This is a genomic window from Acidovorax sp. MR-S7 (genome assembly GCF_000400995.2).
Lineage (GTDB): Bacteria > Pseudomonadota > Gammaproteobacteria > Burkholderiales > Burkholderiaceae_C > MR-S7.
The window spans coordinates 69,783-81,185 of the sequence record NZ_DF238944.1 but is presented as its reverse complement, the minus strand read 5'-3'; the positions used below and the strand labels follow the sequence as shown (position 1 = coordinate 81,185).

Here is an 11,403-nt window from a genome sequence, read left to right as displayed (position 1 = left end):
CCGGGCGGGTGGCTGGCGGCGGGCATGCGCACGCTGCAGCCGCTGGCGGGCGGCCCGGGCGCGGCGGGGCAGCACCTGCTCACGCTGCAGCTGGAGCGCCCGCACAGCATCGGCGTGGTGCAGCGCGTGCTCGCGCTGCCGCTGTCGCCCCTGCAGCGCGAGATCGCCCTGCTGGCCGGCCTGGGCCATGCGCGCGCCGACAGCCACCGCCTGGCCGGCGTGGGCGAGGCGGCGCTGAAGAAGCACCTGCGCGCCATCTTCGCGGCCACGGGCGCCAGCGACTGGGACGACCTGTCGCACCGGCTGCAGGCTTGAAGCAAAAAACGGCCCCAGCGCTTACCAGCAAAGCGCGGGCAGCTATTCTTTTTGAAAATCCCCGGGCGCCAGCAGCATCAGCCGCGCCACCAGCGCCACCAGGTCCTGCTGGCGCTGGGTGCCGGTCTTGAGCAGCAGCGCGCTCATCTGCGCACGCACGGTGCGGATGCGCACGCCGCGCGCGTCGGCGAAGTCCTGCGGCGTCTGGCCGCGCAGCAGCGCCAGCAGCAGCGCCGTTTCGGCCGGGCTCAGGCGCCACGCCTGGCGCGCCAGCGCAGCGGCGGCAGCGGCGTCCAGCGCACGCTCCATCAGCACCCAGGCCACGCCGGGCGCGCCATGGCCGAGGCCCAGCGCCGCCAGGTCGCCCACGGCGAGCGACACCAGCAGCAGCCCGCCCGGCAGCTCGGCGCAGCCGCTCTCGCCCGCAAGCGACTGCGCGAACAGCGCGCCCAGCGCCGCGTCCGCCCGCGGTACGCCGGCGAGCAGCTTGCGCAGGCCGCCGTGCCCGGGCAGCGAGGCCAGCAGCCGCGCGCGGGCATTGGCGTGCAGCAGGCGCCCGCCCGTGTCCAAGAACAGCATGCCCATGGACAGGCGCTCCATCAGCGCCTCCAGCCCCTGCGTGCGCGTGCGCAGCGCGAGCATCTCGCGGTGCAGGAAGGCCGCGTGCTGCAAGGCGCCGAACTCGGCGTGGAAGCGCCGCACCTGGTCGGCCGTGAACCCCTCGTCGTCGCGCAGGCGGTAGACCGACGCGAACAGGTGCCCGCCCGGATGCCGCGTGTTCTGCCCGCCGCCGAACATGCGCGTGCCGATGTCGTGCGGCCGCAGGAAGTCGTTGTAGAACGCCGTCGCGCGAAAGCGCTGCGCCGCCGGGCCGCTGGCATCCGTCACCACCGCGCTGCCGCCCGGCCCCGCCAGCGCGTAGCCCGCCATGGCGGCGTCCCACAGCGGGTCCTGCGCGCGGTAGTGCTCGGCGTAGCGCAGCGTGGCCTCGGCCGTCACGCCGCGGCCCACCAGCGCGGGCGCGCCGTCGGCCGAGGGCGAGCGCAGCCAGTAGCGCGGGTCCGGGTGCTGCGCGAAGCGCGGCCCCCACTGCGCCAGTTGCTCCGGCCCGCTGCCCAGCACGAACCAGCCCACCTGGTCCGCGCCCAGGCTGACGGCGTAGCGGTGCAGCGCCTGGTCCCAGCGTTCTTCGTCGGCCACTGCGCCGAGCAGATCGGTCAATGCGTGATGCAAGGGTTCCCTTTTCTTTCATCGCCGGGCCGCCCCAAGATGAAAGGCGGCCCCCTCGGGGGGCAGCGACCCGCGCAGCGGTGGAGCGTGGGGGCCATTTCCCGAGGGCGCGATTTTTCAAGGTCGCCCCCGCATGCGCCATTCCCCCTGGGGATACCCCGCGGCTCTCCAGCAACGCTTTGCCAACTAATGCACAAGCATCGGCCAGGTGGCCAATAGGCAGAAAGCACGGCCGTTCCAAGAATCGCGGACTTCTGTTTTCTTGCAGGAGTCCCCCAATGACCACCACCGCATGGGCCGCCACGGCCCGGCACAAGGCAGCCGCGCTGGCCGCCGCGCTTGCATCGGCCCTGGCCTGCGCGCCCGCGCTGGCCGACATTCCCGCCGCCGAACGGCAGGCGCTGATCGACCTGTACGACAACACCGATGGCGCCAACTGGACCAAGAAGGCCAACTGGAACGGCGCGGCGGGCACCGAATGCACCTGGCAGGGCGTGGCCTGCAGCGGCGCCCCCGGCAGCGAGCACGTCACCGCGCTCACGCTGAACGCCGCCAACCTCAACGGCAGCCTGCCCGCGTCGCTGTCCAACCTGCGGGAGCTCACCTCGCTCAACCTGTTCCAGAACGGCCTGCTCACCGGTTCCATCGCGCCGATCGGCGCGCTGACCCAGCTCGTGACGGTCAGCCTGGGCCAGAGCGGCCTGAGCGGCCCCATCCCGCCGCTGACGGATCTCGCGCAGCTGGAGGACTTCGAGGTGCGGGGCGCCAAGCTCACGGGCTCCACGCCCGACCTGGGCGGACTGACCAAGCTCAAGAGCTTCAACGTCAGCGGCAACCAGCTCGACGGGCAGATCGGCCCGCTGGCCGGCGCCACGGCGCTGGAGAGCTTCACCGTGCAGAACAACCAGCTCACCGGCCCGATTCCGGACCTCACGGGCCTGGCCAGCCTCAAGACCTTCTGGGTCAACAACAACAAGCTCACCGGCATCACCGCGCTGGCGGGCCTGGCCCACCTGGACAGCTTCATCGCATCGTCCAACCAGCTCAGCGGCCCCATTCCGCCGCTGACCGGCCTGGCCCAACTGCGCGACTTCCGCGTGGACTACAACCAGCTCACCGGCCCGATCCCGGACCTCACGGGCCTGGCCCGCCTGGAAGATCTCTACCTGCGCGACAACCAGCTCACGGGCCAGATCCCGGCCTCGCTCTCCACGCTGGCCACGCTGCGCTTCCTGCACGTGCAGAACAACCAGCTCGTCGGCTCGCCGCCCATGCCGCCCAACGACACCATGAGCGCGGTGCCTTGCCCGAACCCGCTGCGCAACAGCCAGGACGCGGCCGTCAACGCCGCGTGGGACGGCATCGTCACCGGCACCAAGCCCTGGGCCGACGGCTGCACCGGCAGCTGGGACGTGACCCCGATGACGAGCGATGGCGCCGGCAACCCCGTGCCCAACGGCACCCTGGGCACCATCACGCCCGGCACGGTGCAGATCCTGCCCCAGGGCGGCTCGGCGCAGTTCACGATCACGGCCGCGCCCGGCTACCACCTCGTCACGCCCGTGGAAGGCAACTGCCCCGGCAGCTACAGCGGCAACGTCTTCACCGCCGGCCCGCTGACCGCCAACTGCACCGTGAACCCGCACTTCGCCCAGGACGCCTCGCCCGACGACGGCGTCTGCGGCCCCGACAACGGCCAGGTGCTGAGCGCCCCGCCCGCCCGCCTGTGCAGCGCCGGCACGCCCAGCGCCGTCACCGGCAGCGGCCCCTGGGGCTGGAGCTGCGCCGGGACCCACAGCGGCGCCACGGCGCAATGCTCGGCGCAAAAGGCCGGCACAGGCTGGACGGTGAACGCCGTCGTCAACGGCCTGGGCGGCACCGCCACGCCCGCCTCGCAAAGCGTGGCGAACAACGCCCGCGCCACCGTCACCGCCGTGCCCGAGCCCAGCTACATGCTGATCGGCGCCACCGGCTGCGGCGCCGCCGTCTCGGGCAACACCGTCACCACGGCGCCCGTCACCGCGGACTGCACCGTCACCCTCGACTTCGCCGTGGGCCAGTCGACCACCACCGCCTACGTGAGCGTGGTCCCCACCGCGCCGCGCGTGAGCGACGACGTGGCCGTGCGCGTGGCCGTGGAAGCCGGCGACACGCCTGTGACCAGCGGCACCGTCACCGTCAGCGGCGGCGGCGCTTCGTGCAACACCACGCTGGACGGCACCGGCCACGGCCAGTGCAGCCTGCGCTTCGCCACGGCCGGCACGCACCAGCTCACCGCCGCCTACCCCGGCGACGTGGCCCAGCGTTTCTTGCCCTCCAGCGCCGTGCGGTCCGTCACCGTCGCCAGCGTGCAGCCCGTTCCGACCCTCACCGAATGGGGCGTGGCACTGCTGGCGGCGCTGCTGGGCCTCCTGGGCCTGCGCATGCGCCACGTCGCCTGAAAACCGCATCAAAAAAAGGCTGGCAGCGCTTGCTCCGCAAGCGCTGCCAGCTATTCGTTTAGTAGCACCAAGGAAACCACCATGACCACCCCCGCATGGGTTGCCACGGCCCGCCGCGTACTGCACGCTGCCGCGCTGTGCCTGGGCGTCGCCAGCGGCGCCGCGCAGGCCGCCGGCTGGCAGAGCGCCGGCAGCATCGCCGGCGCGCGCGCGCAGCACACCGCCACCCCACTCGCCGACGGCCGCGTGCTCGTCGCAGGCGGGCGCAACGGCGCCACGCCGCAGTCCACCACCCAGTTCTACGATCCCGCCACCGGCCGCTGGACCAGCGGCCCCGCCCTGCCCGGCCCGCGTGCGCTGCACACCGCGACGCCGCTGCGGGATGGCACGGTGCTGATCGCCGGCGGCAACACCAGCAGCGGCGGCAGCTCCACGCGCGCCGCCGCCACGTTCGATCCCGCCACCGGCACCTTCACCGACACGCCCGAGATGGCGCTGCGCCGCCGCCAGCACACCGCCACGCTGCTGCAGGACGGGCGCGTGCTCGTCGCGGGCGGGCGCGGCACGGCGGGGCAGGAGGCGCTCGCCTCCACCGAGATCTACGATCCCGCCACCCGCACCTGGACCAGCGCCGACGGCATGCCCGGCCAGGGCCGGCGCCAGCACACCGCCACGCGGCTCGCCGACGGGCGCGTATTCGTCACGGGCGGGCGGGACAACGGCAACTCGCCCCTGGCCACCGCCCTGCTCTGGAATCCCGCCAGCGACACCTGGGCCGCCGCCGCGCCCCTGCCCGACGGCCCGCGCCTCGACCACACCGCCACGCTGCTGCCCGACGGCCGCGTGCTGGTGGCCGGCAGCACCGACGGCAGCCAGGCCTCGTCCACGCCCGCGCTGGTCTACGACCCCGCCACCGACGCCTGGACCGCCAGCGCCACGCCCTTCGCCACGCGCACCCAGCACAGCGCCACGCTGCTGGCCGACGGCCGCGTGCTGCTGGCCGGCGGCACGGGCCTGGGCGGCAGCCTGGTGGGAAGCACCGAAGTCTTCGACCCGGCCACGAACACGGTCGCGCCCTACGGCGACCTGGACATCCCCCGCTCCCAGCACACCGCGCTGCTGCTGCACACCGGCGACGTGCTGGTGGTGGCCGGCGCGGGCGAGGCGGGCGTGCGCCAGAGCGCCGAGATCACGCACCCCGCTGCCTTCACACGCTCCGCCACCGCCAGCCTCCCCGGCACGCGCGCGTTCCACGCCGCCACGCTGACGGCCAGCGGCAGCGTGCTCATCTCCGGCGGCGCCAGCGGCGGCACCAACACCTACCTGGCCGGCGCACAGCGCTACCGGCCCGATACGGCATCGGCCCCGGCCGCGTGGCTGGGCGTGGCCGCGCTGCCCGCGCCGCGCAGCTACCACACGCAGACCCTGCTGCCCAACGGGCGCGTGCTCGTCGCCGGGGGCTGGGCCCTCGTCCAGCAACCCAATGTCACGGAGCTGTCGAAGGCCACGCTCCTCTATGACGAAAGCACCGATACCTGGACGGACGCAGCGCCCATGCAGATCGGCCGCTACCGGCATACGGCCACGCTGCTGCCGGACGGTAGCGTGCTGGTGGCGGGCGGAACCTCCATGGCATCACCCGGCGCTGCCGAGACCTACGACCCCTCCACCAACCAGTGGCAGGCAACGGGCAGCATGAACACACCCCGCATCGGGCACACGGCCACGCTGCTGCCCGACGGGCGGGTGATGGTGGCGGGCGGCATCAACGGACCGGACACGTTCGCCACCGTGGAGTTCTACGACCCCGCCACACGCCAATGGACGGCAGGCCCGGACATGAGCGCCAAGCGCTCCGGGCACCGGGCCGTGCCGCTGATCGATGGCCGCGTACTGGTGTTGGGAGCGGACCTTTCCAATGCCCAGGTCTTCGACCCCGCCTCCAACACCTGGCAGGCCGCCGCCGCCGCGCCCAGTCCGCGCACCCTCTACAGCGCCACGCTGCTGGCCGATGGCCGCGTGTTCGTCGCGGGCGGCAAGGCCGGCAACGCGGACACCGCCATCACCGCGCTGTACGACCCCGCGCACGACACCTGGCAGCCCGCGCCCGACCTGGCCCAGCCGTGCAGCAGCCACACCGCAACGCTGCTGGCCACCGGCAAGGTGCTGGTCGCCGGCTGCGGCGCCGAGCTGTTCGCCGATCCCTTGCGCGCCGGCCGGCCCGCCATCACTGGCGCCGGGCCCGCGCCGCTGGCAGCGGGCGGCACGCTCACGCTCGCCGGGCTGCGCTTCACCGGCGACGGCGAAGGCAGCGGCGGCGGCACCACCCAGTCGGCCACCGACGTGCCCCTGCTGGCGCTGCAGCACGAAAGCGGCGGCCCGCTGCGGTGGCTGCCCGCGCAGGATGCGAGCGCGACGGACTTCACCTCGCACCCTCTCCCGGCCGGCCTGGGCGCGGGCTTCTACCGCGCCACGCTCTACGTGAACGGCATGCCGTCCAACAGCGTGCTGCTGGCCGGGCCGCCACCCCCGGGCGCGGGCGCGCCCGACGCACCCACGAACGTGGCCGCCACGCCCGGCAACGCGCAGGTCACCGTGTCGTGGCAAGCGCCCACCACCGGCACCCCGCCCGCCAGCTACACCGTCACCGCCCAGCCCGGCGGCGCGAGCTGCACCGTGCAGGCTCCGCAGACGCGCTGCACCGTGACCGGCCTGGCCAACGGCACGGCCTACACCTTCACCGTGACGGCCAACACGGCAGGCGGCAGCGCGTCCGCCCCGCCGCTGGGCGGCGTGGTGCCCGCACCGGGCCCGGGCGTGCAGAGCGTGCCCACGCTGTCGGACTGGAGCCTGCTGGCGCTGGCCGCGCTGATGCTGCTGGCGGGCGTGCGCATGCGACGCGTGTTCTGAACTATCGAAAAGAGAGCTGCCCGCGCTTTCCACGCAAGCGCTGGAGGCCAAAAACACCATGAAAAAACACACCCCTTCCCCTCTCATTCCACGCGCGCTCGCGGCATCGCTGCTGCTGGCGGGCACCCAGGCATTCGCGCTCGAATGTCCGCTCGGCCAGTGGCTGGCCGAGTACTACCCCAACACGAAACTGGCCGGCGCGCCCGTGCTCACGCGCTGCGAGACGGGCCCCATCGACTACTACTGGATGACGGACAGCCCTGATGCACGCCTGCCGGTCGATGCGTTCTCGGCGCGCTGGACGGCGACGCTGCCGTTCAGCGCCGGCAATGCCAGGTTCACCACCTACACCGACGACGGCGTGCGCGTGTTCGTGGACGGCAAGCGCGTCATCAATAACTGGACGCGCCACGGCATCACCGAGGACACGGCCACCGTCAAGCTCAAGGCGGGCGCGCACACGGTGCGCATGGAGTATTTCGAGGCGGGCGGCGAAGGGCTGGCGCAGCTCTTCATCGACGGCGCATCGGCCGAGGAGCCGCCACCTCCCCCGCCCCCACGCATCGGCACCTTCGCCGCGCAGCCCGGCACCATCGATGCGGGCGGCACGAGCATCCTCACCTGGCTCACCGAAAACGCCACGGCCTGCACCGCCAGCGGCGCCTGGAGCGGAGAGCAGGCCGCGAGCGGCAGTGCCAGCGTGAAGCCCGCCGCCACGTCCACCTACGCGCTGAGCTGCCGCAACGCGGCGGGCGCGGCGGTGAGCGCGTCTGCCACCGTCACCGTGCGGGCCAGGCAGCCCGACCCACAAGACCCGCCCCCGCCGGGCGACGGCCTGAGCGCCACCGCCACCCCCGCCGGCGTGCGCCTGGCCTGGACCGCATCGCCCCAGGGCCGCAAGTGGGTCAACGGCTACTACGCGGGCTGGTTCTGGGAGACCTACCCGCCCGAGGCCGTGGACATGAGCACCATGACGCACTTCGTCTTCGGCCGCTATGCGCCCGCATTGGGCTCGCTGCCCGGCGGCCGCGCGGGCGATCTGCTGGAAGGCGCGGGCGGCGCACACGCCGAGGTGGAAGACACCCTGATCGCCAAGGCCCATGCGGCCGGCGTGAAGGCCGTGATGATGGTCGGCGGCGACAGCGACGGCCCCGGCTTCGTGGCCGCCACGGCCAACGCCACGGTGCGTGCGCGCTTCATCCGGAACATCCTCGACAAGGCCGTGCAGAAGGGCTACGACGGCGTGGACATCGACTGGGAAGAGAACCTGGACACGCCCGCCACCCGCGCCCAGGCGCTGGCCCTGCTGCGCGAGCTGCGTGCGGCCTCGGAGCAGCGCCCGCGCTACCAGGCCGCGCCGCTGGAGATCAGTTGGCCCGGCTTCTGGGTCAACAAGAACGATCCGGACATCACCCCCTGGCACGCCGAGGTGGCCGCCGCCGTGGACCGCTTCAACCTCATGACCTACAGCATGGCGGGCGACTGGGGCTGGCTGTCGTGGCACCACTCGCCGCTGTTCGGCGCGGACACCTACCACCCCACGTCCATCGAATCGACGGTGCAGGCGTATCTCCAAGCGGGCGTGCCGCGCGCCAAGCTGGGCATCGGGATCGGCCTGTACGGCGCGTACTACAACGCCCCCGTGACCGGCCCGCGCCAGAGCCTGGACGGCATGCAGGGCTGGATGGACAACGGCGACTGGGAGAACAACACTCAGCGCCTGGTCAACGACAACGCCTTCGGCCAGCCCGGCGCCACCTACCACTGGGACGACGTGGCCAAGCAGAGCTACATCACCTACTCGCAGCCCTGGAACCGCGGCCCCAATACGCCGGTGACCTACCTCAGCTACGAGGACGAGCGCTCCATCCAGGAGAAGGGCCAATGGGTGCGCGAGCAGAACCTGGGCGGCACGCTGGTGTGGACGGTGAACTACGGCTGGCTGCCGCAGCAGAACGCCAACCCGCAGATGCAGGCGGTCAAGCAGTCGTTCATCGCGGGCGCCGCGCGCTACCGCGTGTACCGCGACGGCACGGCCATCGCCACCACCGACGACCCGCGCTACGTCGATGCCGCCGCGCCCAGCGGCAGCCATGGCTACCAGGTGAGCGTGGTGGATGCACAGGGCCGGGAAGGGCCGCGCTCCGCGCCCGTCACCGTGCAGGTGCCGTGACGCCCAGCGTGGTGACGCCCAGCGCAGCCAGGAGGTCATCCCGGCTGGCCGCGCCCATGCGCATGTAGAGCTGGCGCCGGTGGTAGACCACCGTGTTCGCGCTGATGCCCATGCGCGCGGCGATCTGCGACTCGGGCAGGCCGCGCGCCAGCCACCAGGCCAGCTCCTGCTGGCGCAGGGGCAGGTCCAGCGGGCGCAGCGCAGCGAGCAGCCGGGTGCCGGGCTCCATGCGCTGGGTCACGTGCAGCGCCACGGCCTCGCCCGGCCCGGCGGCGGCGGCCAGCGGCGCAGCGCGCACGTGGAAGCAGCCGTGGGCATTGCGCAGCGCCACGTCCGGCGCGGGCGCGCCGGGGCTGTGCTGGCGCTGCACCAGCAGCTGCAGCGCGTGTGGCAACGGCGCGCGGCCCACGCCGCGCCAGCGCCAGCCGAAGGCCTGCGCCATCAGCGCCTCGGCCTCGGGCGAGGACCACAGCGGCTGCCCCTGCGGCGTGACGACGAGCAGGCCCTCGCGCAGCACCTCGCCTGCCTCGTCGGGCAGTCCGGCGGGTCGGAGCACGCTGGCGAGGCAGGCCTCCAGCCGCGCCAGCGCCAGCTGCTCCGCGCTGCCGAACGGCCGCGCCCCGGCAGGGCGGAACAGGAACAGCATGCCGATGCCGCGCCCCTCGGGCGTGCGCAGCGGCAGGCTCAGCCAGTCGCCCACGCCGGCGGGGCGCATCACCACGTTGTAGTAGTCGCTGCGCAGCAGCCCGTCCACGGGCACGCGCAGCATCTGCGCGAGCGAGCGGGGGCCGTGCGGATGGCGGGCGATGTCGTCGCCATGCTGCAGCACGTTGTGGAACACCCGCGCCTCGCTCGCGAGGATGCGCGGATCGAAGTGGTCTGGCACGGCCGCCTGCACGGCCGGGTGTTCCATGTGGGCGTCCAGCGCGCCGTCCGCGCCGGGGTAGAAGTAGCCGCTCGAATCGAAGCCGACCAGCGCGTGCAGCGCCTCCAGCACGGGCGCGATCAGCTCCGGCCCGCCGGCATCGAGGCGGGCCATGTGGCGCAGGTGCGCGAGGGCCTGGGACGCTCGGCAGTTCGTGGACATGGCGCGCGAATCTAGGGCGCAGCGGCCGTTTCCGCCCTACCCCGCAGGGGTGGTCTCATGCACGCAGCGCAGCAGCCCCTGCCGGTCCTGCACGCCCAGGGCCGCGTAGAGGTGGCGGCGGTGGTAGGTCACGGTGTTCACGCTCACGCCCATGCGCTCGGCGCTCTGCGCCTCGGACAGCCCGCGCGCGAGCCAGCAGGCCAGCTCGGCCTGGCGCCGGGGCAGGCCCAGCGCGCCCAGCCGCTCCAGCAGCCGCGTGCCGCCGGGCACGCGGCGCGTGATGTGGATGGCCGCCGCGTCGGCCTCGCCCGCGCGGCCCGCCAGGTACGTGGCGCGCAGCGAGAACACGCCGTGCGCGTTGGAGAAATCCATCTGCGGCAGCGGCACACCCGGCCGCACATTCGGCAGGAAGAGGCGCTGCACCAGCACCTGCAGCGCGGCCGGCAGCGCGCCCCCGCAGCCGCGCCAGCGCCAGCCGAAGGCCTGCGCCAGCAGCGCCTCGGTGCCCGGCGCGAGCCACAGCGGCCGGCCCATGGCCGTGACCACCAGCAGCCCCTGGCCGCAGACCTCGGCGTCGTGCGCCTCCGCTCCCTCCAGGCGGCCCGGCTGCAGCGCGCGCGCCAGGCCGGGCGCCAGCCGGCCCAGCACGGCGGCCTCGTCGCCGGTGAAGCGCCGCTCGCCGTCGCGGCGGTAGAGCCAGAGGATGCCGATGCCCTGCCCGTCCGCCGTGCGCAGCGGCAGCTTCATGGCCATCTCCACCTCGCCGGGGCGCAGCACCGCGTTGTAGTAGTCGCTGCGCCGCAGCTCGGCCAGCGGCACCTTCACCAGGTCGTGCTGCATCTGCACGCCGCGCTCGCAGCGCAGGGCCTCATCCAGCAGGCGCGCGCTGCGCCGCATCACCTGCCGTTCGCTGTGCTGCACCCGCGGCTCGAAAAGCGCGGGCATCACCGATCGCATGGCAGGGTTCTCCATGTGGATGTCCAGCTCGCCGTCGCTACGCCGGTAGAGGTAGCCACCCGAGTCGAAGCCGATCAGCCCATGCAGCGCACGCAGCACGGGCGCGATCCGCTGCGGGCCGCCGGCGTCCATGCAGGCCATCCGGCGCAGCTGCGCCAGGGCGCGGTCGAGGTGGCGTTGTGCGGTCATGGCGGCGAATCTACCGGGCATGCGGCGTTTCACAACCACCCCGGGGGGGTAGGGTGGCGCGCACCGTGCGCGCCTAGCCTTGGCGGCTTGTCTTCCAACGC

General features: G+C 73.4%; 6 protein-coding genes and 1 pseudogene. 4 read left to right on the top strand and 3 right to left on the bottom strand.

Annotated elements, in window-relative coordinates:
* Positions 1-315 (top strand): annotated as a pseudogene (locus tag AVS7_RS25200) (hypothetical protein); the annotation flags it as partial.
* 42 nt (positions 316-357) lie between these two features.
* Here the strand turns inward: AVS7_RS25200 and AVS7_RS15095 are convergent.
* Positions 358-1,536, bottom strand: a complete 1,179-nt coding sequence (locus AVS7_RS15095; RefSeq protein WP_020229219.1) for a helix-turn-helix transcriptional regulator — start codon at positions 1,534-1,536, stop codon at positions 358-360.
* Between the two features lie 287 nt (positions 1,537-1,823).
* Between AVS7_RS15095 and AVS7_RS15090 the strand changes: the two genes are divergently transcribed.
* From AVS7_RS15090 to AVS7_RS15080, 3 genes are all read left to right on the top strand, one after another.
* Complete coding sequence (locus tag AVS7_RS15090; protein WP_020229218.1) at positions 1,824-3,986, top strand: IPTL-CTERM sorting domain-containing protein; 2,163 nt, start codon at positions 1,824-1,826, stop codon at positions 3,984-3,986.
* 81 nt (positions 3,987-4,067) lie between these two features.
* Positions 4,068-6,896, top strand: a complete 2,829-nt coding sequence (locus AVS7_RS15085) for an IPTL-CTERM sorting domain-containing protein (protein ID WP_020229217.1) — start codon at positions 4,068-4,070, stop codon at positions 6,894-6,896.
* A 58-nt stretch (positions 6,897-6,954) separates the two neighbouring features.
* Positions 6,955-9,069 (top strand): glycosyl hydrolase family 18 protein, encoded by a 2,115-nt coding sequence (locus AVS7_RS15080; RefSeq protein ID WP_020229216.1) that lies wholly within the window; start codon positions 6,955-6,957, stop codon positions 9,067-9,069.
* Here the strand turns inward: AVS7_RS15080 and AVS7_RS15075 are convergent.
* Both AVS7_RS15075 and AVS7_RS15070 read right to left on the bottom strand, forming a co-directional pair.
* The gene (locus AVS7_RS15075; RefSeq protein ID WP_049696934.1) at positions 9,050-10,156 is read right to left on the bottom strand and encodes a helix-turn-helix transcriptional regulator; all 1,107 of its coding nucleotides are present in this window, start codon (positions 10,154-10,156) and stop codon (positions 9,050-9,052) included. The genes AVS7_RS15080 and AVS7_RS15075 overlap by 20 nt on opposite strands.
* Before the next feature lie 36 nt (positions 10,157-10,192).
* The gene (locus AVS7_RS15070) at positions 10,193-11,302 is read right to left on the bottom strand and encodes a LuxR C-terminal-related transcriptional regulator (protein WP_020229214.1); all 1,110 of its coding nucleotides are present in this window, start codon (positions 11,300-11,302) and stop codon (positions 10,193-10,195) included.
* Positions 11,303-11,403: the final 101 nt, after the last annotated feature.

Excerpts from the sequence above, each read along its gene's own strand:
- AVS7_RS15090 (WP_020229218.1), top strand. The coding sequence starts at position 1,824 with ATGACCACCACCGCATGGGCCGCCACGGCCCGGCACAAGGCAGCCGCG.
- AVS7_RS15070 (WP_020229214.1), bottom strand. The coding sequence starts at position 11,302 with ATGACCGCACAACGCCACCTCGACCGCGCCCTGGCGCAGCTGCGCCGG.
- AVS7_RS15085 (WP_020229217.1), top strand. The coding sequence starts at position 4,068 with ATGACCACCCCCGCATGGGTTGCCACGGCCCGCCGCGTACTGCACGCT.
- AVS7_RS15075 (WP_049696934.1), bottom strand. The coding sequence starts at position 10,156 with ATGTCCACGAACTGCCGAGCGTCCCAGGCCCTCGCGCACCTGCGCCAC.
- AVS7_RS15080 (WP_020229216.1), top strand. The coding sequence starts at position 6,955 with ATGAAAAAACACACCCCTTCCCCTCTCATTCCACGCGCGCTCGCGGCA.